The 26,015-nt window shown below is 62.6% G+C and carries 24 protein-coding genes and 1 riboswitch; of the genes, 8 read left to right on the forward strand and 16 right to left on the reverse strand.

Annotated elements, in window-relative coordinates; genetic code table 11:
* Window positions 1-319: 319 nt before the first annotated feature.
* Window positions 320-1,324, reverse strand: coding sequence for a helix-turn-helix domain-containing protein (locus HQ843_RS12075; protein ID WP_180903490.1), 1,005 nt, complete (start codon window positions 1,322-1,324; stop codon window positions 320-322).
* 236 nt (window positions 1,325-1,560) lie between these two features.
* Window positions 1,561-2,235 carry a hypothetical protein gene (locus HQ843_RS12080; protein ID WP_180903492.1) on the reverse strand — a complete coding sequence of 225 codons (675 nt, stop codon included), beginning with the start codon at window positions 2,233-2,235 and terminating at the stop codon, window positions 1,561-1,563.
* Window positions 2,236-2,673: 438 nt separating this feature from the next.
* Here HQ843_RS12080 and HQ843_RS12085 point away from each other — a divergent pair, with 438 nt between their 5' ends.
* Window positions 2,674-3,702, forward strand: coding sequence for an alpha/beta hydrolase family protein (locus HQ843_RS12085; RefSeq protein WP_180898083.1), 1,029 nt, complete (start codon window positions 2,674-2,676; stop codon window positions 3,700-3,702).
* Between the two features lie 45 nt (window positions 3,703-3,747).
* On the opposite strand, the gene HQ843_RS12090 is transcribed toward HQ843_RS12085, so the two are convergent.
* The 4 genes from HQ843_RS12090 to HQ843_RS12105 form a co-directional block, all read right to left on the reverse strand.
* A complete protein-coding gene (locus HQ843_RS12090; protein ID WP_180898082.1) occupies window positions 3,748-4,581 on the reverse strand; it encodes an ABC transporter permease in 834 nt (277 codons plus the stop codon).
* Window positions 4,578-5,288: an ABC transporter permease gene (locus HQ843_RS12095; RefSeq protein WP_180898081.1), complete on the reverse strand. Its 711-nt coding sequence runs from the start codon at window positions 5,286-5,288 to the stop codon at window positions 4,578-4,580. The genes HQ843_RS12090 and HQ843_RS12095 overlap by 4 nt, the downstream gene beginning before the upstream one ends.
* A gap of 212 nt (window positions 5,289-5,500) precedes the next feature.
* Window positions 5,501-6,280: a transporter substrate-binding domain-containing protein gene (locus HQ843_RS12100; RefSeq protein ID WP_180898080.1), complete on the reverse strand. Its 780-nt coding sequence runs from the start codon at window positions 6,278-6,280 to the stop codon at window positions 5,501-5,503.
* A gap of 50 nt (window positions 6,281-6,330) precedes the next feature.
* A complete protein-coding gene (locus HQ843_RS12105) occupies window positions 6,331-7,122 on the reverse strand; it encodes an ABC transporter ATP-binding protein (RefSeq protein WP_180898079.1) in 792 nt (263 codons plus the stop codon).
* A gap of 178 nt (window positions 7,123-7,300) precedes the next feature.
* Between HQ843_RS12105 and HQ843_RS12110 the strand changes: the two genes are divergently transcribed.
* Genes HQ843_RS12110 through HQ843_RS12125 form a run of 4 tightly spaced genes read left to right on the forward strand, consistent with a single transcriptional unit; the run spans window position 7,301 to window position 11,566 of the window.
* Complete coding sequence (locus HQ843_RS12110) at window positions 7,301-8,149, forward strand: dimethylarginine dimethylaminohydrolase family protein (protein WP_180902218.1); 849 nt, start codon at window positions 7,301-7,303, stop codon at window positions 8,147-8,149.
* A gap of 1 nt (window position 8,150) precedes the next feature.
* Window positions 8,151-8,780, forward strand: coding sequence for a TetR/AcrR family transcriptional regulator (locus HQ843_RS12115; protein ID WP_180898078.1), 630 nt, complete (start codon window positions 8,151-8,153; stop codon window positions 8,778-8,780).
* 9 nt (window positions 8,781-8,789) lie between these two features.
* Window positions 8,790-9,986, forward strand: coding sequence for a pyridoxal phosphate-dependent aminotransferase (locus HQ843_RS12120; protein ID WP_180898077.1), 1,197 nt, complete (start codon window positions 8,790-8,792; stop codon window positions 9,984-9,986).
* A complete protein-coding gene (locus HQ843_RS12125) occupies window positions 9,983-11,566 on the forward strand; it encodes a 5-guanidino-2-oxopentanoate decarboxylase (protein ID WP_180898076.1) in 1,584 nt (527 codons plus the stop codon). Before HQ843_RS12120 ends, HQ843_RS12125 begins: the two co-directional genes overlap by 4 nt.
* A gap of 91 nt (window positions 11,567-11,657) precedes the next feature.
* Here HQ843_RS12125 and HQ843_RS12130 read toward each other — a convergent pair whose 3' ends face one another.
* The 4 genes from HQ843_RS12130 to fabA all read right to left on the reverse strand — a co-directional run bounded on the left by HQ843_RS12130 (window position 11,658) and on the right by fabA (window position 16,028).
* Window positions 11,658-12,734, reverse strand: coding sequence for a porin (locus tag HQ843_RS12130; protein WP_180898075.1), 1,077 nt, complete (start codon window positions 12,732-12,734; stop codon window positions 11,658-11,660).
* Window positions 12,735-13,432: 698 nt separating this feature from the next.
* The gene (gene fabI, locus HQ843_RS12135; RefSeq protein ID WP_180898074.1) at window positions 13,433-14,242 is read right to left on the reverse strand and encodes an enoyl-ACP reductase FabI; all 810 of its coding nucleotides are present in this window, start codon (window positions 14,240-14,242) and stop codon (window positions 13,433-13,435) included.
* 7 nt (window positions 14,243-14,249) lie between these two features.
* Window positions 14,250-15,476, reverse strand: a complete 1,227-nt coding sequence (gene fabB / locus HQ843_RS12140) for a beta-ketoacyl-ACP synthase I (RefSeq protein ID WP_180898073.1) — start codon at window positions 15,474-15,476, stop codon at window positions 14,250-14,252.
* Window positions 15,477-15,512: 36 nt separating this feature from the next.
* Window positions 15,513-16,028, reverse strand: coding sequence for a 3-hydroxyacyl-[acyl-carrier-protein] dehydratase FabA (gene fabA, locus HQ843_RS12145; protein ID WP_180898072.1), 516 nt, complete (start codon window positions 16,026-16,028; stop codon window positions 15,513-15,515).
* Window positions 16,029-16,330: 302 nt separating this feature from the next.
* Here fabA and irrA point away from each other — a divergent pair, with 302 nt between their 5' ends.
* Entirely contained in the window at window positions 16,331-16,747 is a 417-nt protein-coding gene (gene irrA, locus HQ843_RS12150; protein ID WP_180898071.1) for an iron response transcriptional regulator IrrA, read from the forward strand.
* Window positions 16,748-16,752: 5 nt separating this feature from the next.
* Here the strand turns inward: irrA and HQ843_RS12155 are convergent, their stop codons facing one another.
* The 4 genes from HQ843_RS12155 to HQ843_RS12170 form a co-directional block, all read right to left on the reverse strand.
* Window positions 16,753-17,547 carry a YdcF family protein gene (locus HQ843_RS12155; protein WP_180898070.1) on the reverse strand — a complete coding sequence of 265 codons (795 nt, stop codon included), beginning with the start codon at window positions 17,545-17,547 and terminating at the stop codon, window positions 16,753-16,755.
* 15 nt (window positions 17,548-17,562) lie between these two features.
* On the reverse strand, window positions 17,563-18,600 hold the full coding sequence (locus HQ843_RS12160; protein ID WP_180898069.1) for an aldose epimerase family protein: 1,038 nt from the start codon (window positions 18,598-18,600) through the stop codon (window positions 17,563-17,565).
* Between the two features lie 58 nt (window positions 18,601-18,658).
* The gene (locus HQ843_RS12165) at window positions 18,659-19,591 is read right to left on the reverse strand and encodes a homoserine O-succinyltransferase (protein ID WP_180898068.1); all 933 of its coding nucleotides are present in this window, start codon (window positions 19,589-19,591) and stop codon (window positions 18,659-18,661) included.
* 59 nt (window positions 19,592-19,650) lie between these two features.
* A riboswitch (SAM riboswitch) is annotated at window positions 19,651-19,728 on the reverse strand.
* Window positions 19,729-19,767: 39 nt separating this feature from the next.
* Entirely contained in the window at window positions 19,768-20,400 is a 633-nt protein-coding gene (locus tag HQ843_RS12170; RefSeq protein ID WP_180898067.1) for a LysE family translocator, read from the reverse strand.
* A gap of 169 nt (window positions 20,401-20,569) precedes the next feature.
* Here HQ843_RS12170 and HQ843_RS12175 point away from each other — a divergent pair, with 169 nt between their 5' ends.
* Together HQ843_RS12175 and HQ843_RS12180 are read left to right on the forward strand one after the other, a co-directional pair.
* Window positions 20,570-20,773 (forward strand): heavy-metal-associated domain-containing protein, encoded by a 204-nt coding sequence (locus tag HQ843_RS12175; RefSeq protein ID WP_180898066.1) that lies wholly within the window; start codon window positions 20,570-20,572, stop codon window positions 20,771-20,773.
* 242 nt (window positions 20,774-21,015) lie between these two features.
* Window positions 21,016-23,487 (forward strand): heavy metal translocating P-type ATPase, encoded by a 2,472-nt coding sequence (locus HQ843_RS12180; RefSeq protein ID WP_180898065.1) that lies wholly within the window; start codon window positions 21,016-21,018, stop codon window positions 23,485-23,487.
* 213 nt (window positions 23,488-23,700) lie between these two features.
* Here HQ843_RS12180 and HQ843_RS12185 read toward each other — a convergent pair whose 3' ends face one another.
* Window positions 23,701-24,558 carry a C40 family peptidase gene (locus HQ843_RS12185; protein WP_180898064.1) on the reverse strand — a complete coding sequence of 286 codons (858 nt, stop codon included), beginning with the start codon at window positions 24,556-24,558 and terminating at the stop codon, window positions 23,701-23,703.
* A 3-nt stretch (window positions 24,559-24,561) separates the two neighbouring features.
* Complete coding sequence (locus HQ843_RS12190) at window positions 24,562-25,935, reverse strand: leucyl aminopeptidase family protein (RefSeq protein ID WP_180898063.1); 1,374 nt, start codon at window positions 25,933-25,935, stop codon at window positions 24,562-24,564.
* Window positions 25,936-26,015 lie beyond the last annotated feature (80 nt).

The raw sequence follows: 26,015 nt of genomic DNA on the forward strand, positions 1-26,015 counted from the left end.
GTGTCAAGCACGAGGATGACGCCCGAGAGAGTGGCGAACGCGATGCCAAACCTGTGCAGCGCAGGAATGGCAACCGTGTCCGGTTACGCCAGATCGTCGTAATTCTGTTTTAATTCAATATCTTGCATTGTATTATCGAAACTAAACCGGACATCTGTGGCCTTGAGCCGGGATCCAGTACGTGGCGAGTCCTTGCGCGCAAAGGCTCCTTCTCAACTCACCACACATGGCCCTGGATGCCGGCTCGAGGCCGGCATGACGGATGGGGAGGGCTTTGTCGGCAGCCCGCTCATTTTTTGCCGTCCGACCGCGAAATGCTTCAGGCCGTCCCGGCGGACTTCACCCAGGCCGACGGGCTCCTGCCGGTGACCCGCAGAAATTCACGATTGAAATTCGATTTGGTGTTGAAACCGCTTTCCAGCATGGCGGTGGTGACATTGTCGCCGGCACTGAGCCTTTCGCAGGCATGGTCGATGCGGAACCGGTTGATGTAACGGGAGATATTCTCGCCGGTCGCCCGGTTGAGCGCTGCCGAAAGCTGCTTGGCCGGCATCTGCAGGCGCCGGGCGAGGCGCGCAAGGGTGAGCGAGGGTTCGAGGTAAAGCCTTTCGTCGGCAAGCAGGCGATCGAGCCGTTCGAGGATGTCGCGATCGCCCTCTTCCGGCACGGGCGAGGGCGCTGGCCGTTGCGGCTCCTCCTCCTCGAGTTCGCCGAATGCGTTCGGCGAAACGCTCAGCAGGCCGACCGCAAGCAGCGCGGCCGAGGTGAAAATGCTGATAATCAATTGCGCCCATTCGGGCCTCTCGGAGAGGAAGGCGGCCGCGATCAGGCTGTCGCTCAGCGCCGACAGCAGCAGGCTGACGGCGATGCCGGTCCAGAGCCATTGCGACTGGCGTCCCGCCTCCAGCCGCGCCAGCGGCAGGGCGTCCCCGCCCGATTTCAGCACGTAAATGATCATGCCGCCATAGAGGATGAAGATCGCCGGCAGAATGATGTCGATGGTGGCGGGCGCGAACAGGATGCAGAAGATGGTAAACCCCGGCACCAGCAGATGGAGGCTGTCGCGGGCAGGCTTTATCGGCCGCAGGAATGCGGTCTGGAAGGTCAGCCAGGCGAGAACCGGTATCAGCGTGGCCGTGACCGGCTGGACGGGGTGCAGCAGGGAAAGCCCGTAATATTGCAACAGGGCGACGATCAGGCTCTGCATGGCGCAGGCCGAGAGAAACACGATGACCACCGGCGGCCGTGCCTCGACGGTCAGCACCCGCAGGATCAGAAAACCAAGCACCAGCGCGGTGACCAGCGGGACCGGCAAAACCAGCATGTCGTCTCCTTCAGTTTCCGGTGTGATCGTTCATAAACCGGTTTCGGGCGACCTGAAACCGGATTGAGGACGCTGAAGGCGCTGGAAATCGGGAGAAGAGGGCCTCTCAACCCGAAAGGACCATATCCATGAAACATAACTGATCGCACAGACATTCGCTCCCCCATAATCCAACAAACGAAAACGGGCAGATTGCATCAACTTGCCCGGCAGGTTTTCCTGACGGATCCCCCGCTTCAATTGATGCTGACCTTGGCTTTCTCCGCTTTGATCAGAACCTCGGGCTTCACACCCTGAGTATTGGGGAAACGGCTGTTGACCATCGAGGCATCTGCATCGATGCGATAGCTAATCGCATCTGTATCAGCAAAGCGCATGTCGGCATCCATGAACTTTGAGTCGATCATGATCGTCTCGTCCTTGTGCACGCTGGTATAGGCAATATTCGCCTTCAACGCGTTGCTGTTCAGGTCCAGATCCCGCACCTCACCACTGAAGTTGAAGTCTGCGGCGGAGCTGACAAGCCGTACCTGACGGAACACGCCCTTAAGATCGATTTCCGCAGCCGGCTGCTCAATGGTAACAGAACTGCCTTCCTTCACATTCGCGGTGAAGGTGGCATGGCAATTCGACAGTTCGCTTGATGCGATGTCCACTGTCAGCGTGTCACTCTCGACTTTCAGGGTGCTTTTTGTGGTGCACTCACCATAGCTCCAGATTGACGAGAGTTGACCGATCCAGCCGCTGCGCTTGTGACTGATCGCCCCGCTATAAGCTTCCGCGGGCCCGGTCGTCAGAACAACACTGCCGGGCTGCCCCAGAATGCGTATATGGGTGACCCCGGTCAGGTCTAGATGATCGCTTGCAGCCTGCGCTGAGGCGAAAGGCAAGGTCATGAGCAAGGTTGCCAAGATTCGTTTGCAGGTCACAGTCAAACTCCTTTTACAGCGGACTTGATGACTGGAAACTCTGCCAATTCGGAGATTAAATCGACCTTGATCCTGTTTCTGGTCGTCCTGATACGCGATCCAGGTCATTTTTCCAGGCCCAGACCGCATATCAGGACACATTCTGGGCCTTAAGCTGGCACGGCAGCAAACAGCAGTCCCGCCAGTTTCTGGCGATCGACCTTACCAGCCATCGTCAGCGGCAGTCTTTCGACAACATGAATTGCGCGTGGACAGTAGGAGGCCGGCAGCCGCGCCTTCTTCTCACCTGCAATTCGTCTCCTTCAGTTTCCGGTGTGATCGTTCATAAACCGGTTTCGGGCGACCTGAAACCGGATTGAGGACGCTGGAGGCGCTGAAAATCAGAAGAAAGGGGCGTCTCAACCCGAAAGGACAACGCCCATGAAACGACTTCTTCTTTCCATCCTGCTCCTCGGCGGTCTCGCCGCGAATGCCTTGGCGACGGAAGATCTTCCAGGCTATGAACGGATGACGGTTTTTCCAAAACAGCGCGCAACCCCGGTGGCCGCCGCCCTCTGGTATCCCGCGGGCGTTCAGAGCTATCGCGGCCACGTCGGCGACAATCCGGTGTTTTACGGCACATCCGTCTGGATGGGCGCGAAGATTGCCGAAGGGCAATATCCGCTGTTCGTGTTCTCTCACGGCTCCGGCGGCAATATGGACAACAGCGCCTGGCTGTTTTCGGCACTGGTCGAAAAGGGCGCGATGGTGCTTGCCGTCAATCATCCCGGCAGCACGTCGGGCGATTCCTCACCGCGGGCCACGGTGTTTCTGGACCGTCGCGCCGGCGATATTTCCGCAGCACTCGACGCACTGCTCGCCGATCCGGTTCTGGGGCCGCATGTGGACCGGTCGCGGATAACCGCGCTCGGCTTCTCGCTCGGCGGCGCGACCGTGCTCAATCTCGGCGGCCTGCGGTTCGACCGGGCAGCCTATGGCGACTACTGCCGAGACAATCCGGAGGCGGCCGATTGCGTCTTTCTTGCCAAGGGCAATGTCGACTTCGATCATCTGCCGGAAGGTTTTGAAGGTGACGCGCGCGACGATCGGATCAGCCGCGTCATCGCCATCGATCCCGGTTTCACCTACGCGGCGACAGCAGACAGCATTGCCGCTGTCGAGCGTCCCGTTCTGGTGATCAATCTGGGAGAAAAGGACCTCATGAAGGCGGCGGATGTCTCCGACAAGGGCAGCAATCTTGTTGCGCGCCTGCCGGACGGCGAGCGCGTTGTCATCGCGCCCGCGCATCATTTTACCTTTCTGGCGCTCTGCAAGCCGGAGGGGGCAGCCCTTCTGGCAGAGGAGCGGGACGATCCGGTCTGCACCGATCCTGCCGGGGCGGATCGCGCTCTGGTGCATGAGCGCATCATCGAGGCCGTCGCGGCCGGGCTCGATAAAGCTTCGGACTGAGCGCAATCACGGCTCGTGGCAACGGGCGTCGCCTGTGTGGCGCGCCTATCTGCCACGCGTCGGGATTTTCCTCTCGTAATAGCGGAAGATCGTCACCAGGATGCCGGTGAGGCAGAGGTAGAGGAAGGCGAGGAACAGCAGCGGTTCGTAGGTCAGGAAGGTCGACTGGCGGATATCGCTGACGACCGAATAAAGGTCGATGACGGTGATGGTCGCGACCAGCGGCGTCGACTTGAGTTGGACCACGGTCTCGCCGGCAAGCGTCGGCAGCGCGCGGTGGATGGCGCGCGGCAGCCAGATCCGGGTCAGCACCTTCCAGCGACCCATGCCATAGGCGCGGGCGGCCTCCAGTTCGCCGTTGGGCACGCCTGCAAAGGCGCCGCGCATGACCTCGCCTTCGTAACCGGCATAGGAAAGCGTCAGCGCGAGCAGGCCATAGGGCCAGGCCTCGCGCAGATAGGGCCAGATGAACGACTCGCGGATGCCGGGAATGCCGGGAAACAGCGAGCCGAGCCCGTAATAGAGCAGCCAGAGTTGCAACAGCAGCGGCGTGCCGCGGATGATGGTGCAGAATATTTTCGCAGGCCAGGCCAGGAAGAACGGTCCCGTCACCTGCACGAGGCCGAGCGGGATTGCCATCAGCAGGCCGAGCACGGTCGAGGCGATCAGCAGCAGCACCGTCACCCACAGGCCCGTCGCCAGCATGCCGGCATATTCGGGAAGCCAGTCCCAGCGCATCTTCACCGCCATCAGCACCAGCAGGCCGATAGCGACCGCGATGATGATAAGCCGGTGCGGGCGCATCAGCGCGGAAAGTCGGGGCAGCGGCGGCGGGGTCTCAAGTTCGCCGAGATCGCCGGATATATCGCGGTCGCTCATGTCCGCTGCCTCGCTGTGCCGCGGCTGACGCGGCGTTCGAGGATCGACAGCAGCACGTTGGAAACCAGCGTGACGGCGAGGTAGAGGACGCCGGCGGCGGAGAAGAACAGGAAATATTCATGCGTCACGCCGGCCGCCTGCCGGGTTGCCAGCGTCAGTTCGGTAAAGCCGACGACGGCGAGAAGGGCGGTGTCCTTGGTGGTCACCAGCCAGAGATTGGCAAGGCCGGGGATTGCATGCGGCAGCATCGCCGGCAGGGTGATCCGCCGCATCGTCATCGCGGGCGGCATGCCATAGGCGCGCGCCGCCTCGATCTGGCCGTGGGGTATGGCGAGGATCGCCCCGCGCAGCACCTCGGTCGAATAGGCGCCCTGGACGAGGCCGATGACGGCGATGCCGGCGAGCATGCCGGAGATATCGATGGAGGAGAAGCCGAGCGCGCCCATCAGGTTGTTGAGCGAGGCGGTGCCGGCATAATAAAGCAGCACGATCAGCACCAGTTCGGGAATGGCGCGCACGACGGTGGTGTAGATCTCCAGGAGGTCGCGGATCACCGGTCCGCCATAGAGTTTGCCCGCCGCGCCGAAAATGCCGATCACCTGCCCCACCGCAAAACCACCGGCGGCGACTTCGAGCGAGGTGACAAGCCCTCTCAGCAGCACCCCGCCCCATCCGGGCGGCGACAAGGCCAGCAATTCCCAGTTCATTCGTTTTCCTTGTTTTGGCACCTAAGGAGGCGGTGCGACTCTCCAAACGATCTCCCCCTTTGAGGGGGAGATGCCCCGACAGGGGCAGAGAGGGGTGCAGCGCATGCCCGAAGCTCTGAGATGGTGGTGAGGGTTCACCCCTCTCTGTCGCTTTCGCGACATCTCTCCCTCAGGGGGAGAGATTGAGGCTGCGAGGCACTCATTGGCTTCAATCAGTCACCATAGATGTCGAAATCGAAATACGGCGCCGAGATTTTCTCATAGGTGCCGTTTTCGCGGATCGCGGCGATGGCTGCGTTGAACTTTTCGAGCAGTTCGGTGTCGTCCTTGCGCAGGCCGATGCCGATGCCGGGGCCGTAGATGTCAAGGTCCTCGGCGACCGTGCCGACCATTTCGCAGCAGGCCTTGCCGTCGTCGCTTTCCAGGAAGGGCTGCAGGGTCACCAGATCGGCGATCTCGGCGTCGATGCGGCCGGCATAGAGATCCTGATTGACCTCGTCCTGGGTCTGGTAGGTCTTCAGCTTGGCGTCGGGGAAGTGTTTTTCGGCGTAGTCCTGATTGGTGGTGGAAATCTGGACGCCAAGAATCTTGCCCGAAAGCGCCTCGGCCGTCGGCTCGATACCGGAGCCCTTGGCGGCGACGATTGCGCCAGGCGTGCTGTAATACTTGTCGGAGAAGGCGATTTCCTTCTCGCGATCCGGCGTGACCGACATCGACGACATGATGGCGTCGATCTTGCCGGCCGTCAAAGCCGTGATGATGCCATCCCAGGCGATCGGGGTGACGACGCAGTCGAGTTCGGCCTGATCGCAGACAGCACTCATGAAGTCGATTTCCCAGCCGCTCCACGTCCCCGAGGCGTCCGGCACCGTGAACGGCGGGTAGGGCTCGGCGGCGACGCCGACCTTGACGGTCTCGGCGGCAGCGCTGCCGGCCGAAAGCAACGCCGCGACAGCGGCTGCGCCGATCAGTGCGGATTTGAATTTTCTCATGATCTATTCCCTCTTTTGGTTTTAATTGAAAGGCGGGCGAGCCCGCCGGATTACTGAACCGTGCTGATGAATTTCCTCAGCCGTTCGGAAGTCGGATTGTCGAACACGGTTTCGGGCGCGCCCTGTTCCTCGACGCGGCCATTGTGCAGGAACACGATTTCGCTCGCCACTTCGCGGGCGAAACCCATCTCGTGGGTGACGAGCAGCATGGTGCGGCCCTCTTCCGCAAGGTCGCGGATCACGGTCAGCACCTCGCCCACCAGTTCGGGATCGAGTGCCGACGTCGGCTCATCGAACAGCATCGCCTCCGGCTTCATCGCCAGCGCGCGGGCAATCGCGGCGCGCTGCTGCTGGCCGCCGGAGAGAAAGGCCGGGTAGGCGTCGCGCTTTTCGTAGAGGCCGACGCGTTTCAGCAGGATTTCGGCCTCGGCGATCGCCTCGTCGCGCTTCACGCCCAGCACATGCACCGGCACCTCGATGACATTCTGCATCAGCGTCATGTGCTGCCACAGGTTGAAGCTCTGGAACACCATGGCAAGCCGGGTGCGGATGCGCTGGACCTGTCTGCGGTTGGCGGGCATCAGCCCGCCATGGCCGTCGGATTTAAGCGCGATCTCCTCGCCATGCACGCTGACCCGGCCGCGCGTCGGCCATTCCAGCATGTTAATGCAGCGCAGCAGCGTGGACTTGCCGGAGCCCGAGCCGCCGATGATCGCGATCACCTCGCCCTGGCGGGCGGCAAGCGACACGCCTTTCAGCACCTCGAGATCGCCAAAGGATTTGTGCAGTTCCTCTACGGCGACCGCCTCGGCGGCGCCGTCCGTATTGTTTTCAGCCTTCATCAAAAACGCTTTGCCGTTCCCGGTGGGCCGGTCTGCACTTCTTGCGGTGCAATCGGCCGGCAATCAAAAATTATGATGTCACCATATTTGTACACTTGCGAGCTTATTATGCAAGTGTATAACTACGATAGAATTTCAGTCAGCATGGAGACGCGTGATGAGTTTCGGAGCCCAGACAATGGCGGAGCCGATCCGGCGGGTAATGATGCGAAGACCCGGAAAGAGCCTGATTTCGGCCGATCCGGCGGTCTGGCACTATGGCAAAACATTCGATCCGGCGCGGGCCGTGTCGCAATACGCAGTGTTCGCCGATCTGGTTGCCGCCTCCGGCGCGGACATACTTTGGTATGAGGACGAGGGCGACGGGCTGGCCGACGCGATGTTCACCCACGATCCCTCGCTGGTCACCAACCATGGCGCGATCCTGCTGAACATGGGCAAGATGCTGCGGCGCAACGAAGTGGCCGGCCATGAGGCGGTCTATGCCGCCGCCGGCATTCCGGTGCTCGGGCGGCTCACCGGGAATGCCACGGTCGAGGGCGGCGATTGCGTCTGGGTCGACGAGAAGACGCTTGCGATCGGTCGCGGCGTCAGGAGCAATGCCGAGGGCATCGCGCAGGTGCGCGAACTGCTTGCCCCGCATGGGATCGAGGTTCTCTCGTTCGACCTGCCGCTGTGGCAGGGCGAAGAGGCATGCCTGCACCTGATGAGCGTGATCTCGCCGCTCGCCGAGAAACTGGCGCTGGTCTATGCGCCGCTGCTGCCGGCGCCGTTCTACCAACTCCTGAAGGCGCGCGGCTATACGCTGGTCGAAGCGCCCGATGACGAGTTCATGGCCTCGAACGGACTCAACCTGAATGTGCTGCCGACGCGGCCTTTCGAAGTCATCGCCGTTGCCGGTTTCGAAAAGACCGGGGCAGCGATGGAGGCGGCCGGTTGTACCGTCTCCACCTTCGAGGCGGATGCGCTCTGCATTGCCTGCGAGGGCGGGCCGACCTGCCTGACAAGGCCGATTTGGCGAGGTTGAGATGAGCCGGAAAACCTTCCGTCGCGTGGGCGATGCCGAACGGCGCGCCGACCTGATCGAGGCGATGCTGGATTGCATCGCCGAGGGCGGGATGCAGCATGCGACGGTGCGGGAGGTGGCGGAGCGCGCCGGCGTCAGCGGCGGCCTGATCCGGCATTATTTCGAGACCAAGGAACAGTTGCTGCACGCCGCCTACCAGCGAACCATGGCGGTGATGCTGGATATCGGCGCCGCCGCCGAAGAGACCGGCGAGGGGTCTCCGCGCTATCGGCTCCGCGACTTCGTGGTTGCCTGCCTGACGCCGCCGATGATCGACGCCCGCAGGCTTTCGCTCTGGGCGGCCTTCGTTGCCATGGCGCGTATCGACCCGGCAATGGGCGCGATCCACCGCGAGAACTATCTCGCCTACCGGGCGCTGATCGAGCGGCTGCTTGCCGGCGCCTGTTCTGCCGAGGGCCGCCAGGAAACCCCGGACCGGCTGGCGCGGCTTGCGATCGAGATCAACGCGGTGCTCGACGGGCTTTGGCTCGAGGGTTCGCTGGCCGCGGATCTGTTCGAGCATGATGAATTGCTGAAGGCCGGGCTGCACGCGGTGGAAGCCATCACCGGTCTCCGGCTCGAAGAGGAATGAGGTTTGACCATGCACTACGCGAAAATTTCCGAACGGCTCGGTGGCCTCGGCTCCGACAAGTGGGCGGTGCATCTGAAGGCGCGGGCGATGAAGCGGGCGGGAGCGCCCGTCCTTGAACTCACCATCGGCGAACCCGATATCGCGCCCGACCCGGTGCTGGCCGAGACGGTGATCGCGGCCCTTGCCGGCGGCCGCACCGGTTATTCGAACGGGCGCGGCGAAGCGCCGCTCCTCGATGCGCTTTCGAAGCGTTACAGCGCCCGCACCGGGCGGGCCATCGGCCATGAGCATATCGTCTGCTTTCCCGGCACCCAGACGGCCCTGTTCGCGGTGATGCTGACGCTGGTGGAGGCGGGGGACGGCGTGCTTGTCGGCGATCCGCTCTATGCCACCTATGAGGGGCTGATCCGCGCCACCGGAGCCGAAATGGTGCCGGTGCCGCTTGCGCCCGGCGATGGTTTCCACATGCGCGCCGAGATGCTGGAGCAGGCGGTCACGCCGAATTCGAGGGTCCTGCTCCTCAATTCGCCGCACAATCCGACCGGGGCTGTTTTGAGCGCTGACGAGATTGCCGGGATCGGCGAGGTCTGCCGCCGGCATGATCTCTGGATCGTCGCCGACGAGGTCTACGAGGAACTGATCTTCGGCAACGCATTCGCCTCGCCGCTCGACGATGCCGGGCTTGCCGAGTGCACCATCGCGGTCTCCTCGATCTCGAAATCCCATGCCGCTCCCGGTTTCCGCAGCGGCTGGGCGGTCGGGCCGGCGGAGTTCTGCCTCCGACTACTGCCGGTGGCGGAAACCATGCTGTTTGGAAACCAGCCCTTTATCGCCGATGCCACGGCCGCGGCGATCGAACGCCCGAGCGGGGTTTCGAGCACGTTGCGCGCCTCGCTCAAGCGCAGGGCGGAACGGCTGGTCGATGCGCTTTCCGGCGCGCCGGGCATTGCCTGCTTCATGCCGGAGGCGGGGATGTTCGCCTTCGTGGATGTGCGCGCAACCGGTATCGATGGCGAGAGTTTCGCGCTCGGACTGCTCGAAGCGGAAAAAGTGGCGGTGATGCCGGGGTCGTCCTTTGGCAACGGCGCAGGCGGCTTTATCCGCATCAGCCTCACCGTGCCGGAAGAAACGATCGCCGAGGCCGCCCGGCGCATCAGGCGCTATGCGCAAGGCCTTGCCGGCGCGGGCAAGGCGGCTTCGGCATGAGCACGGATATGAGTGTCGGGGAGGCGCTGGTTCATCTGCTGGAGGCCCACGGGGTCGAGATCGTTTTCGGCATTCCCGGCGTGCATACCGCCGAGCTCTATCGCGGGCTTGCCGCTTCGAAAATTCGCCATGTGACGCCGCGTCACGAACAGGGGGCGGGTTTCATGGCGGATGGCTATGCCCGCGTCACCGGCCGGCCGGGCGTCTGCTTCGTCATCACCGGGCCGGGACTTACCAATACCATCACCGCGATGGCGCAGGCGCGCGCCGATTCGGTGCCGATGCTGGTGGTTTCTGGCGTCAATGCGCGTTCGACGCTTGGCAGGGGGCAGGGTTATCTCCACGAACTGCCGGACCAGAGCGGCCTGATCAGGAGCTTCGCCAAGGCCTCGTTCACGCTGACTGATGCGTCGGAACTCGCCGGGACGCTGGCGCGGAGCCTCGCGCTTGCAATTTCGGGCCGGCCGGGGCCGGTGCACCTCGAAATCCCGACGGATGTGATGGTCGCGCGTCTGCCGAAGGCGGAAATGGTCGCCGTCGAACCGGCGCAGCCCCAGACTGATGCGGGCGCTTTAAAAGCCGCAACCGCCCTGATCGCAGGCGCGCGCGCTCCTGTCATCCTTGCCGGCGGCGGCGCCATCCGTGCGGATCTGTCATTGCGCATCTTCGCCGAAAGGATCGACGCTCCGGTGGTGCTGACCGTGAACGGGCGCGGGCTGCTGGCGGATCATGCGCTGCGGGTTCCCGCAAGCCCCAGCCTTGCGCCGGTACGCGATTTGCTGGCGGCAAGCGACCTGGTGATTGCGGTGGGCACGGAGTTCGGTCCCACCGATTACGACATGTATGCCGATGGCGGGTTTCCGACGCTGCGGAAACTCGTGCGGCTGGATATCAGCGAGGGGCAGATCGGCGCGGGGCCCGAGGCTGACGTGGCGCTTGTCGGAGACAGCAGCGCCGTGCTCTCCCGCCTTCTGGATATGCTTCCGGAGACCGGGGGGCGCAACGGCGCTGCCCGGGCCGATGCCGCCCGCCGGGCCGCCATGGCAACTCTTGAGCCCAGGGTTGCGGGCGAGGTTGCGTTGCTTCAGCGGTTGTACGGGGCGACGCCCCACGCCCGGTTCGTGGGCGATTCGACCCAACTCGTCTATGCGGGAAATCTCTATTGCGATGCACCGCGACCGGGACACTGGTTCAACGCGGCGACCGGCTATGGAGCGCTCGGTTATGTGCCGCCGGGCGCCATCGGCGCGGCGCTTGCCGATCCTGCGGTTCCGGTTGTGGCGATCGTCGGCGATGGCGGCCTGCAGTTCTCGCTTGGCGAGATCGGCGTGGCGGCGGAAGAGCGGCTTGATGTCGTGTTCCTGGTCTGGAACAATCACGGTTATCGCGAAATCGAGACCTTCATGTTGGATGCCGGCATAGCGCCTGTCGGCGTGAAGCCTCCGCCGCCCGACATGGCCCTGATCGCAAAGGCCTACGGACTTGGCTTCCGCAGGGCAGAAGACGAAGCGCAACTGGTTGAGGCAGTTGCCGTCTGCGCTCGAAAGGGCGGCGCGCATCTGGTGGAATACGCCGTCTAGAATCTGCAATTCTCAAAAAATACCCCCGGAAAGCGTTGCCGCTCCGGGGGTAGTGCCGGGCCCATGAGGCCCGGCGATGCTTTTGCGTGACTTAGAAGTCGCGCTGCAGACGGAACCAACCAGCCCAGTAGTCATCAGCATAGTACTGATCAGGCGTGTCGGTGTACTGAACGTTCAGCTTGGCGCTCAGGCCTTCGACAATGGTGTAGTCGAACAGGGCGCCAGCGGACCAGAAGTCCTCGTTGTCGGCACCAGGAACGTTAGCCGAGGTCCACTGAACAGCAGGCGTGACGGCGAACTTGTCGGTCACGTTCAGCTTGTAGCCAGCAGCAAGTGCCCACTCGGCGTAGACGCCCGTCGCAACGGTCGGGGTCGGCAGCGAGTAGTCGACGAATTCATTGTCGTAGTTGTTGGAGTAAGCGTTCCAACCGGTGGAGTAGTTAGCACCGAGATCGAGCGAGCCCGGGCCGAGCGCCAGCGAAGCCATGGCACGGAACGAAGCTTCTTCGTTGTAGGTGTCGTAACCGACATCAAGCTTGGCGCCAAAGCCGCCGGCCTGGAAGCCTACGCGACCGGAAACGCCGAGCTTCGGCACATTGTCGCCAGAGTTGGAGAGGCCAACCATGGACGGCTCAAGAGCGTCGAGCGAGAGGCCGCCAACGAAACCTTCACCGACATATACGTAACGCATCGAGTTGAAGTTGGTCTGACCGGCAAGGTCGTCGATTTCGCCGAGAAGACCTTCATCCCAGTAGCTGAGGAACTTACCAGCCTGGAAGCCGCCAAGCGAGAGGTAGGCTTCGTCAATGTAAGTGGTGGTCGAGCCGTCGTTCGAATAGTATTCGCTGTTCAGAACGATCGCACCGGTCAGGGCGCCGAGTTCGGTGTCGGTCTTGGACGTGATGGCGAGCTGGCCACGCGTCCAGACGTTCCAGGTGTCCGGGCTGTTGGCGCCGGTCTGGGCGTCGATCTGGAAACGGATGTAACCGCCGACGTTGAGGCAGGTTTCAGTGCCGGGGATGTAGAAATAGCCGGCGCCGAAAGCGTCGCAGACTTCTACATAGTTCGCCTGAACGGGTTCGATCACGACGACCGGATCAGCTGCCTGAGCAGCGGAGGCAGCTGCGAAAGCTGCCGCGGAGCCCAGGAAAAGGCTTTTGATGGTCATAGTTAAATCCTCAATTTAATCGAGCATGGAAAGGAGGCGTTAGCCCCGATTTAGTGAAGTCCGGCGAATTGCCCCCCGGCTTCTGTCACCCATTAACAACGTCTTAGGCGCCGGTCTCAATGAACCCTAGGTGGAAATATAAATCAATTGATTGAATAAAAGGGGGTGGTGCAAATTCGCAACAAAAACTCATGCGAGGAATTGTGAGCGAATCAACCCGATCACGATCGGCGATTCATCGGGTTTCTCGTGATCTGGCAGAAAGACCCATATAAATCAGATGATTAAAACGAAATTCATTCGCAGGTGCACTCTCCGCACCGGTGGTGCGACGCATGTTTGTGCCGTTCTTCGACCCGGAGAATGGAGGAGAAAATGAACAAAGTGTTAATTCGCCTCCGCACGCCCGTTCGGGCGCTGAGAAAAAGCCCATCTGGATGTCCGTACGTTTGCTCTCCAAGGGCCTGTCGGTTAATGTATTTATGATATAAAGCTTTTAAAACAATTAGATAGATGGATGTCGAGGCATTCGTTCCACTGACGGCGGCGATCACAAGGAGTGGTTTTGAGCCAGCCGCTGGAGCGAGTAAGGCATCGATAGCGTGGACAATTCCTCCAGTTGAAAAAAGGACGCGCCCATCATGATGAACGCGTCATACACAACCTAAGATTTAATTAAGTGTTGCGATATCCCGGAATCAGGTCTCCGGGTCGCCGCGCCGCATCATTTCGGGGATGGGCATCGAAAGGATATTGTAGCCATTGTCGACGAAATGAATCTCGCCGGTCACGCCGGAAGAGAGATCTGAGAGCAGATAGAGCGCAGAACCGCCGACATCCTCGATCGTGGTCGAGCGGCGCAACGGCGCATTGCGCTGCTGCCATGCGTAGACCAGGCGCGCGTCTCCGACGCCGGAGCCGGCCAGCGTGCGCACCGGACCTGCGGAGATCGCATTGACGCGTATGCCCTGCGGTCCGAAATCGCCGGCAAGGTATCGCATCGAAGCCTCGAGACCGGCCTTCGCCACACCCATGACATTATAGTTCGGCACCACCGCGGTGGAACCGCCATAGGTCAGCGTCAACAGCGAACCGCCATCCGGCATCAGTTCGGCGGCGCGCTTGGCGATTTCAGTGAAGGAAAAGCAGGAGATCACCATGGTGCGGACGAAATTCTCCCGCGATGTGTTGGCGTACTGGCCCTTCAGTTCACTCTTGTCGGAAAACCCGACCGCGTGAACGACGAAATCGAGCTTTCCCCACCGTTCCTTGATCGCGGCAAATACCGAATCGACGCTTGCGATATCTTCGACGTCGCAGGGAACCACGAAGTCGGAGCCGACTTCGGCTGCCAGCGGATGAACCCGGCGGCCAAGGGCCTCGCCCTGATAGGTGAAGGCGAGTTCCGCGCCTTCGGCGTGAACCGCCTTGGCGATGCCCCAGGCAATCGAATGATTGTTGGCAACGCCCATTATCAGGCCGCGTTTGCCATTCATAAGTCCGGTCATTTGCGCATTATCCATTGTAGCGCTGGAAGACCAGCGTAGCGTTCGTGCCGCCAAAGCCGAACGAGTTGGAAAGGACGGTATCGATCCTGGCGTTGTCGATGCGCTCGCGCACGATCGGAACGCCATCGAATTCGGGGTCGAGTTCGTCGATGTGAGCGCTTTTGCCGATGAAGCCTTCCTGCATCATCAACAGGCTGTAGATCGCCTCCTGAGCGCCGGCAGCACCCAGCGAATGCCCCGTCAGTGATTTGGTCGACTGGATGTGCGGCATCCTGTCGCCGAAGACTTCCTTGATGGCGCCGATCTCGCGGCTGTCGCCGACCGGTGTCGAGGTGCCGTGGGTGTTGATGTAGTCGATCTCGTCAGCGACGGTCTCGATCGCCATGTTCATGCAGCGCACCGCGCCTTCTCCGGAAGGGGCGACCATGTCGTAGCCGTCCGACGTGGCGCCGTAGCCGACAACTTCGCCGTAGATCTTGGCGCCGCGGGCCTTGGCGCGCTCCAGTTCCTCCAGAACCACGACGCCGGCGCCGCCGGCAATCACGAAGCCGTCGCGCTTGGCGTCATAAGCCCGCGATGCCCGGGTCGGATCGCTTTCGTTGAAATCGCTCGACATCGCGCCCATGGCGTCGAACAGGTTGGACATCGTCCAGTCGAGGTCCTCGTGGCCGCCGGCGAACATCATGTCCTGCTTGCCCCACTGGATCATCTCGACGGCATTGCCGATGCAGTGCGCCGAGGTCGAGCAGGCCGATGAGATCGAATAATTGATGCCGTGGATCTTGAACCAGGTCGCAAGCGTGGCAGACGCCGTCGACGACATCGCCTTCGGCACGGCGAAGGGACCGATCCGCTTCGGTGAGCCGTTCTTGCGGGTGATGTCGGCTGCTTCGATCAGGGTGCGGGTCGACGGTCCGCCCGAGCCCATGATGATGCCGACGCGCGGCTTCTGGCTGTATTCGCTTTCCTCAAGACCGGAATCGGCGATCGCCTGCTTCATGGCGATATGGTTCCAGGCGCCGCCCTGCGAGAGAAACCGCATGGCGCGGCGATCGACCTTGTCGCTGGTATCGATGTTCGGGCTGCCCCAGACCTGGCAGCGGAAGCCGTTTTCCGCAAAGTCCGGCGAAAAGGAAATGCCCGATTTCGCCTCACGCAGCGAGGCGGTGACTTCGGCCGCATCGTTTCCGATCGAGGATACGATTCCCAACCCTGTGACGACAACACGTCTCATATCTGTTGACCTCTTATTTGTCTTGCAAGCGAAACGTCACTCTGCCTTGTCCTTGGACAGGCCGACGCGCAGGTCGCTCGCCTGGTAGATCGTTTCGCCATCGGCCTTCAGCCAGCCATCGGCTGTTCCCAGCACCAGGCGACCGCGCATCACGCGCTTGAAGTCGATACCGTATTCGAGAAGTTTGACGGTGGGACGAACCATGCCCTTGAACTTCACCTCGCCGGTGGAAAGCGCCATGCCCCGGCCTTCCTCGCCCAGCCAGCCGAGAAAGAAACCGGTCAACTGCCACATGCCGTCAAGACCCAGGCAGCCGGGCATGATCGGGTTGCCCTTGAAGTGACAGGCGAAATACCAATCGTCGGGCGCGACGTCATATTCGGCGCGGACGAAGCCCTTGCCATGGGCGCCGCCGGTCTCCGAAATCTCGGTGATCCTGTGGACCATCAACATCGGCGGAAGCGGCAATTGCGCATTGCCCGGGCCGAAAAGCTCGCCCTCGGCGCATTTTATGATGTCTTCATAGTCGAAATGCGATTGTCTCGTACTCATTAAAACTCTGCTTCCCTTCGTTCAGCGAGGGGGTTTCGTGCCTGCCTCAAGATAAGGGCGTAATCACCTTGCAGCAATGCGCCGCGGCGTTACTTTACCAAAATCTGCAAACCCTTCATCGTTTCGCTCCACCCGTGGCCATACAGGAAGCCGCCGCCTGCTGCCAGAGTGAAACGCCCCGGGTGCCCGTATTTGCAGTTTAATTTAAGGTGCTGCAAGCCCTTGCCCTATTGAAAGCGATTCTCAAGCCCGTTATATCAAACTATATTTGTGTTGTGACAGTTCCGGCACCCAAGGGAATTATGGCAGCGAGAAATCGTATCTCAGAAGACAGGCTTCGTGAAAGCGGTCTGCGCCCGACGCGCCAGCGCGTGGCGCTGGCCGAGCTGCTGTTTGCCAAGGGCGATCGCCATCTGACGGTCGAGGAACTGCATGACGAGGCGACCGAGGCCGGCGTTCCGGTTTCGCTTGCCACCGTCTACAACACGCTGCATCAGTTCACCAATGCCGGCATGATCCGGGTGCTCGCGGTCGAGGGCGCCAGGACCTATTTCGACACCAATACCTCCGACCATCACCATTTCTTCATCGAGGGTGAAAACCAGGTCGTGGACATGCCCGAAAGCAGCATTTCGCTGACCGGCATGCCGACCCCGCCCGAGGGCATGGAAATCGCCCATATCGATGTCGTGGTCCGCCTGCGCCCCAAGCGGCGCTGACACGATCATGTCCCGGTCGCCGGCCCGGCCGTTTTCGCCGGACGCCGCGAAAGCGCCAATCCCGCCCATTCCCTCAAAGCCGTCGAAAGCATCGCCGCGTTGACCATCGGCTTGTCGTGGCTGAAGGCGAAACGGACATTTCCGTCGGTGCGATAGTCGGCCGGCCACGGCGTCACCTCCATGCGCTGGCGGCGGAACTGTTCCACCGACCGCGGCATATGATAGGCCGACGTGATCAGAAGGCAGCGGGCGTCTCCCAGGTCATGCTTCTCCAACAATGCCGCCGTCAGGCTGGCGTTTTCCGCCGTGTTGCGCGCGCGCGGTTCATAAATCAGCCGTTCTCCCGCAATGCCGTGATCGGCGAAGAACCGGGCGGCGGGAGCGGCCTCGCCATTGATATTGCCGGAGAGTGCATTGTCGCCGCCGGTCACCAGGATCTTCATCTGCGGATAAAGCCGCGCGAGCCTGAGCGCCTCGATATAGCGGTCGGCCGCGCGGGAGAAGACATAGGTCCCGCGCCGCGCCGAAATGTCGGTGCTGATGCCGCCGCCGAGCACGATCGCCAGGGCCGGCGGCGTCTCGAGCGCCGGCCGGGCAAACCGGTTTTCGAGACCCGCCATCAGCATTGTCCCGATATTCGTGAAACAGGCGATGCCGAGCGTGACGACCGCCAGCGCGGCAAACGCCGCCGCTGCGTCGCTCCGCGAAAAGACGAGGCAGACAAGCGCGACCAGCATTGTCAGGAATGCGAGGGCGAGCGGCTGGCATATCATCCAGAACAGTTTTGAAACGACAAACATCCGGCCGCTCCGGCCTTACTCCGGACCCTTTTTCGCCTCGCTCTTGCGGAAGGCATAGTCGGTTTCCTGCCGAAGAACTTCGCCCGGGCGCAGCACGGCGTTCGGAAAACCCGGATGGTTGACGGCGTCGGGCCAGACCTGGGTTTCGAGACAGAAGCCGGCGAACGGTCCATAGGGAAAGCCGCTCAGCCCCTCCGGGGTCTCGTCCAGCTTGAAGGCGGTGTAGAACTGTACGCCGGGCTCGGTGGTCAGCACATCCATGGTGACGCCGGAGGAGGGCGCGCGCACGCTGATCACCGGGCGCTTTTCCATGCGTTCCGACGACAGGCAGAAATTATGGTCGAACAGCACCTGCCGGCTGTTGGGATAATCCCGCTTCATCGGCTGGGGCTTGCGGAAATCGAATGGCGTACCCGCCACCGGTTCGATCGCGCCGGTCGGGATCTGGCGCTCATCGGTTGGTAGGTAATGTTCGGCGGCGATCATGAGCTGGTGTTCCAGCGTATCCGTGCCGTTGCCGAGATTGAAATAGCTGTGATTGCAGATATTGGCGATCGTCGGCTTGTCGGTGGTGGTCTCGTAGACCACCGAGAACACGCCGCGCGATTTCAGCTGGAAATGGGCGCGGATCGTGCAATTGCCGGGAAAGCCGCCCCGGCCGTCGCGATCCACGATCTTCAGCGTCACCCGGTCATCGCCGATCTCCTCGAATTCCCAGAGGCTGACGCCGGTGCCGTCGCTGCCGCCGTGGAGATTGGTGATGCCGTTTTCATTGCATTCGACCTGATATTCCGTGCCGTCGATGGTGAAGCGTCCATCGGCGATGCGGTTGGAGGAGCGTCCGGGCGTGGCGCCGAAATAGGGCGAATAGTCGAGATAATGCTCGAATGTTTCAAACCCCAGAACCAGCGCGTGAGGATGTCCCTCAAGACGCAGGTCCTGCACCACCGCGCCCCAGTTCAGGATATTGGCGGTCAGTCCGCCGCCGGAGATCGTGACCCGTTGCACCGCCTGTCCGTCGCGGGTTTTTCCGAAGACCTGGGGCGTATTCATTGTGTTTCTCCGCGAAATGTCATTGCGGCGCGGATAGTGCGCCGGAAAGCAGAGCGCTTCAAGCGCTCTGCCGGTCGGTCCCGATTTCTTCCAGATGATAGGGCGTGGTCTGGTAAACCTCGTTGATCCAGTTGCCGAACAGAAGATGGGCATGCGAGCGCCAGCGGTTCTGCGGCATGCGGTCGGGGTCATCGTCGGGGAAGTAGTTATGCGGCAGGTCGACCGGCACATTGGCCGTAACGTCGCGCCGGTACTCGTCGCCGAGCGAGTTCGAATCATATTCGATATGATTGAACATGTAGAGCCGGTTGGCGAATTCCTCCTGGGCAAGGCACGGTCCGACCTCGTCGGAATCGATCAGGATCTCCATGCCGGGCGCGTTCGCCAGTTCGTCGCGCCGCACTTCCGTCCAGCGGGATACCGGGACCTGGAAATCGTCGGCAAAGCCGTTGAGATAGATCGACGCCGGTTTCAGGTTGCGGTGGCGATAGATGCCGAAGGCCTTCTTGTCGAGCAGATGTTTCGGCACTCCATGGAAGTGGTAGGCCGCCGCCATCGCGCCCCAGCAGATATTCATCGTCGAATGGCAGTTGGTGGTCGTCCAGTCGAGGATTGTCTTCAACTCGTCCCAGTAGGTGACTTCCTCGAAATCGAGCGTCTCGATCGGCGCGCCGGTGATGATGAAGCCGTCGAACTTGCGTGTCGAAACCTCGTCCCAGGTGTTGTAGAACGACAGCAGGTGTTCGATCGGGGTGTTCTTGGCCTTGTGGCCGCCGACCCGGATCAGCGACAGCTCGATCTGCAGCGGCGAGGCGCCGAGCAGGCGGGCGAACTGCAACTCGGTCTTGATCTTGTTCGGCATGAGATTGAGCAGCCCGAAGTGGAGCGGGCGGATATCCTGCCGCTCCGCAACCGTTTCCGTCTTGACCCGCACGCCTTCGGCAATCAGCGTTTCATAGGCGGGCAACGTGTCTGGAATCTTGATAGGCATGTTCACATCCGTACAAACAGAAAACCGGCCGCGTCCAAATCGCAGGCCGGTCCGAATGGGCTTCCGCTCGCTCGGCCCTTTAGCGACTTGTTTAACGTGGCTGCAAGCCGGCCGGCCAAATCACCACGAGGAAGTCCGTAGATAGCGCCGCAAAGGGCGAACGTCAATATTCCTGGTCACGCGGCCGAGCGCCGCCATGCCGCCGTGGCGATGCCCATGGCCATCAGCGCGCCGCCACCGAGGCGAGGCAGGAAAGCGTTGACGGCGGGGGAGGCGAGTTTTTCCCGCAACCTGTCTGCAAGCAGCGCATAGGCGAGCGTGTTGAGCGCGGCGAGGCCGACGAAGGTCGAAATCAGGATGACGAATTGCGGCACGAGGGGCGCTTCCGGCTTCACGAATTGCGGCACGAAGGCGATGAAGAACACGATCGATTTCGGGTTCAGCGCGGTCACCATCAGGGCATGCAGAAAGACATGCCGGGGGGAAAGCGAGGCGGCGGCGGACGATGGAACGGCATCGCCGATCCCTTTGCTGCGGAACAGCCTGAAGCCGAGATAGACGAGATAGACCGCGCCGACCCATTTCAGCACGACGAACAGTTGCGCGGACGCCAGCACCAGCGCGCCGAGGCCCGCAAGCGAGGCGGTCATGGCGATGAAATCGCCAAGCGCGACGCCCGCGACCGTTGCCAGCGCCACCCGCTTTCCCTGGCTCAATGCGTAGCTCAGCACCAGCAGCACCGTCGGCCCGGGGATCAGCAGAAGCGCGGTCGAGGCGGCGGCGAAGGCCAGCCAGATATGCAGGTCCATGATCGTTTCCTTCCGGGCATTGACGCGGTTTCGATGAGCAAAGACAGAGCTTCTGTCGGTTTTCAAGCAGTACTTGCAAAAATCTTCAACGGTGCTCTTGACCTTCCAGTCACTGGAAGCCCCATCTCTGCTGCAACGAATGCCAAAAGGAGCCAGAAGGAGAATGACGATGACCGAGACCCTGAAAATCGAAGGCATGGGCTGCGGCGGCTGCGTGACGACTGTGACGAAGGCGCTTTCCGCCGTTCCGGGCATTTCCGACGTGGCCGTCAGTATTGAAAAGCACGAGGCCCGCTTCTCCCTGAACGCGCCGGCAACGCGCGAACAGGCGGTCAAGGCCGTCGAGGATTCGGGATACGACGTGAAGGGGTGAGACGACCGGGGGAGGCAGCTTATTGCCTGACCCTTGTTTTGAATTGAAGCGCCGCAGCCATCAATCTCCCCCCGTGAGGGGGAGATGTCGCGAACGCGACAGAGAGGGGTGAACCCTCTCAATGTACTCAGAATTTGCGGTTGTCGCTGCACCCCTCTCTACCCCTGTCGGGGCATCTCCCCCTCAAAGGGGGGAGATTGTTTGGAGCGAGTGGCCACCGTCCGCCAGGAAGAAAACCGACCATGGAACAGACCATCTCGACGGCAAAGAAGCCGACCCACATCACCCTCCCGGTGACGGGCATGACGTGTGCCTCCTGTGTGGGCAGCGTCGAGCGGATCGTGGGCCGGGTGGAGGGCGTCTCTGGGGTTTCCGTCAATCTCGCCACCGAGACGGCCGATGTCACGCTCGCCGATCCGAAGATCGCTGGCGACGTCGTCGCGGCGATCGGGAAGGCCGGCTATGGCGTGGCGCTCGAAACCGTCGAGTTCGGCATCGAGGGCATGCACTGCGCCTCCTGCGTCGGCAATGTCGAACGCGCGCTGATGGCCGTGCCGGGCGTGGTTTCGGCGCATGTCAACCTTGCAAGCGAGCGGGCGACCGTGAAGGCCGCGGCGGATATCACAGCGCTTGCCGCCGCCATCGAGGTGGCGGGCTACACCCCGCGCCGCATCACCGACACCACCGCCGAGACCGAGACGCATGCGGATATAAGGGCGAAGGAACAGGCCGCGCTGAAGCGCGATTTTCTGGCGGCGTTCCTCTTCACCCTGCCGCTGTTCGTGCTGGAAATGGGGTCTCACCTGATCCCGCCGCTCGGCCACGCCCTGATGAACGCGGTCGGCATCTTCCCTCTGCATATCCTCTATTTCGCGCTGGCGACCATCGTCGTGTTCGGTCCCGGCCGCCGCTTCATCCGCCAGGGTGCTGCCTCGTTCAGAAGACTGTCGCCGGACATGAACGCGCTGGTGATGATCGGCTCGCTCGCGGCCTGGGGCTATTCCACGCTGGCGACCTTCATGCCGCAGCTTTTCCCGCAAGGGGCCGCGCAGGTCTATTTCGAAAGCGCCGCCGTCATCGTCACGCTGATCCTGCTCGGTCGCTATCTGGAGGCCAAGGCCAAGGGCCGCACTTCCGCCGCGATCACCCATCTGATGGGCCTGCAGCCGAAAACGGCGCGGGTGGAACGCGACGGCGCGACCCTCGATATCCCGATTGCCGATGTGAAGCATGGCGATATCGTCGTGGTCCGCCCGGGCGAGCGGATCGCGGTCGATGGCGAGGTCGTCTCGGGCGGCTCGCATGTCGATGAATCGATGATCTCCGGCGAGCCGGTTCCGGTGAAGAAGACCGAGGGTGACAGCGTCACCGGCGGCACCATCAACAAGACCGGCAGTTTCACCTTCCGCGCCACCGCCATCGGCGCCGATACCGTGCTGGCGCGCATCGTCAAAATGGTGGAAACCGCGCAGGGCGCGAAGCTGCCGGTGCAGGCGATGGTCGACAAGGTCACGGCCTGGTTCGTGCCGGCGGTGCTGGCGGCTGCCGCGCTGACATTTGTCATCTGGCTGATCTTCGGACCCGCGCCGGCGCTGTCCTTCGCGCTCGTCAATGCGGTGGCGGTGCTGATCATTGCCTGCCCCTGCGCCATGGGGCTCGCCACGCCCACTTCAATCATGGTCGGCACGGGCAGGGCGGCGGAAACCGGTGTGCTGTTCAGGAACGGCGAGGCATTGCAGACCCTGCGCGACACCAGGATCGTTGCCTTCGACAAGACCGGAACGCTGACCGAAGGCCGGCCGCTGGTGACCGATATCTTCACCGTCGACGGCTTCGACGACGATGCGCTGCTGGCGCTCGTCGCCGCGGTCGAGGCGGGCTCGGAACATCCGCTCGCCGAAGCCGTCGCGGCCGGTGCGCGGGAGAAGAGCCTTACCGTGGAAAAGGCGCAGGATTTCGAAGCCGTGCCGGGTTATGGCGTGACGGCATCGGTTGGCGGCAGGTCCGTCACCGTTGGCGCGCGTCGGTTCATGGAAAAGCTTGGCGTCGAAACAGCAGGCCTTGACGACGAGGCGGAACGACTGGCGGCGAAGGCGCGTTCGCTGCTGTTCGTCGCGGTCGACGGTGGTCCCGCCGGCGTCATCGGCGTCGCCGATCCGGTCAAGCCCTCGGCAAAGGCCGCGATCACGGCGCTGCATGCGGCGGGCGTGAAGACCGCGATGATCACCGGCGACAACGAGAACACCGGCCGCGCGATTGCCGCCGAGGTCGGGATCGACACCGTGGTTGCCGACGTCCTGCCGGATGGCAAGGTCGCAGCCCTTGAGGAATTGCGCGCGGCCCACGGCGTGATCGCCTTTGCCGGCGACGGCATCAACGACGCCCCGGCGCTTGCCGCCGCCGATACCGGCATCGCCATCGGCACGGGCACCGATATCGCCATCGAAACCGCCGATGTCGTGCTGATGTCGGGCGATCTGTCCGGCGTGGTCAACGCCATCGCGCTGTCGCGGGCGGTGATGCGCAATATCGCCCAGAACCTGTTCTGGGCCTTCGCCTACAATGTGGTGCTGATTCCGGTCGCCGCCGGCGCTCTCTATCCCGCAACCGGCATCCTGCTGTCGCCGATGCTGGCCGCGGCGGCGATGGGGCTATCGAGTGTGTTCGTGCTGAGCAACGCGCTGCGGCTGAAGCGGTTCCGGAAGGTGGCGTAGTCGGGTGGGGCTTCAGCCGATTTCCTTCTCCGAGGATTGAGATCAAGGCAAAAGCCTGTCTCCCATCGTCCGTCATGCCGGCCTTGAGCCGGCATCCAGGGCCGTATGGCAATGTCTTTGCGATCTATTCTTATTGATGCGCCCGTCGTGTCGCCCTGGACCCCGGATCAAGTCCGGGGCGACGGCAGAGAAGGAGGAAACCGAACAGTGGCCCTACTTAACCGGCCTCAGATACGAGGTCGGGTTGCCGTAATGCGGCGCGATGCGGGTGATGGCGTGATCGAGGTTTTCACGGGTGACGCGCATGGTCGCGCCATTGGCGTGGATCAGCGTCCTGGCATCCTCCATCAGCCCGACATGACCTTTCCAGAATACCAGATCGCCGCGTTTCAGGCCGCGCCGGGTCACCGGGTCGCCGTCCATCAGTTCCTGCATGTCGGAATCGCGCGGCACGGTGCGCCCGGCCATCATCATCGCAAGCTGCACCAGGCCCGAGCAATCGAGCCCGAAGCCGGATCGCCCGCCCCACAGATAGGGCGTCTCGAGAAAGCGCAGCGCCGTCTTCACGGGGTCGCGCTCGAACGGACGGCCGAGCGGAAAGCAATGGTCGGCGAAGACGGCGGTTCCGTCCGCCGACAGGAGATAGCGGTTGCCGCCGGCCTCGGCCTCGTCCACGAACGTCATCCGGCTGCCCATGGAAAGCGCGGATACCGGGCCCGTCTTGAGGTCGGGCTCGGGGTAGAGGAAGGTCCGGGGGACGGAGATCACATGGGTCGCCGCCTGCTGGGCGCCCTCGGCAACGCTATCCTCCGGCAGGTAGCCGACATAGCAGTCGAAACGGGACTGCACCCACAGCCACCCGTTGGCGCGCTCGAAGATATCGACCGTCTCGCCGAAAAGAAGCTGGGTATCGACCCTTGCCGAATGCGCCGGCTTGCGCCGCACCGCGGCGACCGGAACGATCACCTGGGCCGGGAGCGGATCCGCGAACCGGGCCGCGCGGACGATGCCGGACAGCCGGGCGTCGGCGAGATCATCCCTGAAGGCGTGAAGCCGGCGGTCGAGTTCCATGCATCAGCCTTTGCGGATGGTTTCGAAAATGGCCCGGATCGCCTGCGCCTCGCCGCCGGCGGGGCCGAAATCGCGATCGGCCTGGGCATAGGCGTAGATGTCGAAATGCGCCCATTCCCTGGCGCGGCCGACGAATTGTTTGAGAAACAGCGCGGCGGTGATCGCGCCCGCCAATCCGCCCGAAGGCGCATTGGTAAGGTCGGCGATGCCGGTCTTCAGCTTGGCCTCGTAGCCGTTGAAAAGCGGCATCCGCCACACCGGATCGCACAGCCGCTCGCCTTCTGCCGAAAGCGTTTCGGCAAAGGCGTCGGAGGTGGTGAAAAACGGCGCGATATCCGGGCCGAGCGCCACGCGCGCGGCCCCCGTCAGCGTCGCCATGTCGATCAGAAGGTCGGGCAGTTCCTCATCCGCATAGGCCAGCGCGTCGGCCAGAATCAGGCGGCCCTCGGCGTCGGTATTGTCGATCTGCACCGTCAGGCCCTTGCGCGAGCGGTAGATGTCGCCCGGGCGGAAAGCGTTGCCCGCGACGGAATTTTCGACGCTCGGGATGATGACGCGCAGATCGATATCGAGACCGGCATCCATGATCATCAGCGCCAGCGCCATCACATTGGCCGCCCCGCCCATGTCCTTCTTCATCACCGCCATGCCGCTCGCGGTCTTCAGGTCGAGGCCGCCGGTGTCGAAGCACACGCCCTTGCCGACAAGGGTGATCGCGCGGGCGCCCCTGCGGCCCCAGCGCATCTCCATCAGCCGCGGCGCCTTCTCGCCGGCGCGGCCGACGGCGTGGACCAGCGGAAAGCCCGCCGACAGCAGGTCGTCGCCGCGGATCGCCTTGAAGCTGGCGTCATGGTGGCGGGCGAGGCCTGCAAACACCTCTTCCAGATGGTCGGGCTGCATGTCGTTGGCGGGCGTATTGACGAGATCGCGGGCAAGGCAGATCGCGGCCCAGTTGCGTTCGATCGCCGCAGCATCGACGCCGTCGGGCATCGCGAGCCGCACGGCTTTCGCGGCCGGCTTGATGTAGCGCTCGTAGCGGTAGGAACCGGCTGCAAAGCCGGTCAGCGCGAGCGTCGCATCGCCGGCATACTGCGCCAGCCGCCAGTCGCCCGCCGGCAGCAGTTTCGTCAGCCGGCCGAAGGCGAAGGGATTTGCGCCGTTGCCGAGGCCGAAAAGCGCGCCGCCGAGGCCACCGTCATCGCCGGGAACAAGCAGGAACTCGCCTTCGCTGCCTGAGTAACCGGCGGCGGCGGCGAAGGCGCGGATGCTGTCCGGCAGCTTGTCCGTCTCGCCCTGGGCGAGCGCGTAGAGCGGCCGGGTCGCCGCGTCGGCGGGACAGAAAGGGAGTGGTCGGGTGATATACTGGAAGTGCGGCATGTTGCTTTGCTCGGGTTCCCGCGTACTTTCGCGCGAAAAAACTTTCTGTAAACTAACCAAAGGCGGTGGAGGTGATTCCA

Source organism: Martelella sp. NC20, assembly GCF_013459645.1.
Lineage (GTDB): Bacteria > Pseudomonadota > Alphaproteobacteria > Rhizobiales > Rhizobiaceae > Martelella.

What these genes read in the sequence shown, in the direction of transcription:
- HQ843_RS12075 (WP_180903490.1), bottom strand. Translation starts at nt 1,324, where the DNA reads ATGCTGGTTTTGCCGGTCCCGCTGGTCACCGCGCTGGTGCTTGGTTTT.
- HQ843_RS12085 (WP_180898083.1), top strand. Translation starts at nt 2,674, where the DNA reads ATGAAACGACTTCTTCTTTCCATCCTGCTCCTCGGCGGTCTCGCCGCG.
- HQ843_RS12090 (WP_180898082.1), bottom strand. Translation starts at nt 4,581, where the DNA reads ATGAGCGACCGCGATATATCCGGCGATCTCGGCGAACTTGAGACCCCG.
- HQ843_RS12095 (WP_180898081.1), bottom strand. Translation starts at nt 5,288, where the DNA reads ATGAACTGGGAATTGCTGGCCTTGTCGCCGCCCGGATGGGGCGGGGTG.
- HQ843_RS12100 (WP_180898080.1), bottom strand. Translation starts at nt 6,280, where the DNA reads ATGAGAAAATTCAAATCCGCACTGATCGGCGCAGCCGCTGTCGCGGCG.
- HQ843_RS12105 (WP_180898079.1), bottom strand. Translation starts at nt 7,122, where the DNA reads ATGAAGGCTGAAAACAATACGGACGGCGCCGCCGAGGCGGTCGCCGTA.
- HQ843_RS12110 (WP_180902218.1), top strand. Translation starts at nt 7,301, where the DNA reads ATGGCGGAGCCGATCCGGCGGGTAATGATGCGAAGACCCGGAAAGAGC.
- HQ843_RS12115 (WP_180898078.1), top strand. Translation starts at nt 8,151, where the DNA reads ATGAGCCGGAAAACCTTCCGTCGCGTGGGCGATGCCGAACGGCGCGCC.
- HQ843_RS12120 (WP_180898077.1), top strand. Translation starts at nt 8,790, where the DNA reads ATGCACTACGCGAAAATTTCCGAACGGCTCGGTGGCCTCGGCTCCGAC.
- HQ843_RS12125 (WP_180898076.1), top strand. Translation starts at nt 9,983, where the DNA reads ATGAGCACGGATATGAGTGTCGGGGAGGCGCTGGTTCATCTGCTGGAG.
- HQ843_RS12130 (WP_180898075.1), bottom strand. Translation starts at nt 12,734, where the DNA reads ATGACCATCAAAAGCCTTTTCCTGGGCTCCGCGGCAGCTTTCGCAGCT.
- fabI (WP_180898074.1), bottom strand. Translation starts at nt 14,242, where the DNA reads ATGACCGGACTTATGAATGGCAAACGCGGCCTGATAATGGGCGTTGCC.
- fabB (WP_180898073.1), bottom strand. Translation starts at nt 15,476, where the DNA reads ATGAGACGTGTTGTCGTCACAGGGTTGGGAATCGTATCCTCGATCGGA.
- fabA (WP_180898072.1), bottom strand. Translation starts at nt 16,028, where the DNA reads ATGAGTACGAGACAATCGCATTTCGACTATGAAGACATCATAAAATGC.
- irrA (WP_180898071.1), top strand. Translation starts at nt 16,331, where the DNA reads ATGGCAGCGAGAAATCGTATCTCAGAAGACAGGCTTCGTGAAAGCGGT.
- HQ843_RS12155 (WP_180898070.1), bottom strand. Translation starts at nt 17,547, where the DNA reads ATGTTTGTCGTTTCAAAACTGTTCTGGATGATATGCCAGCCGCTCGCC.
- HQ843_RS12160 (WP_180898069.1), bottom strand. Translation starts at nt 18,600, where the DNA reads ATGAATACGCCCCAGGTCTTCGGAAAAACCCGCGACGGACAGGCGGTG.
- HQ843_RS12165 (WP_180898068.1), bottom strand. Translation starts at nt 19,591, where the DNA reads ATGCCTATCAAGATTCCAGACACGTTGCCCGCCTATGAAACGCTGATT.
- HQ843_RS12170 (WP_180898067.1), bottom strand. Translation starts at nt 20,400, where the DNA reads ATGGACCTGCATATCTGGCTGGCCTTCGCCGCCGCCTCGACCGCGCTT.
- HQ843_RS12175 (WP_180898066.1), top strand. Translation starts at nt 20,570, where the DNA reads ATGACCGAGACCCTGAAAATCGAAGGCATGGGCTGCGGCGGCTGCGTG.
- HQ843_RS12180 (WP_180898065.1), top strand. Translation starts at nt 21,016, where the DNA reads ATGGAACAGACCATCTCGACGGCAAAGAAGCCGACCCACATCACCCTC.
- HQ843_RS12185 (WP_180898064.1), bottom strand. Translation starts at nt 24,558, where the DNA reads ATGGAACTCGACCGCCGGCTTCACGCCTTCAGGGATGATCTCGCCGAC.
- HQ843_RS12190 (WP_180898063.1), bottom strand. Translation starts at nt 25,935, where the DNA reads ATGCCGCACTTCCAGTATATCACCCGACCACTCCCTTTCTGTCCCGCC.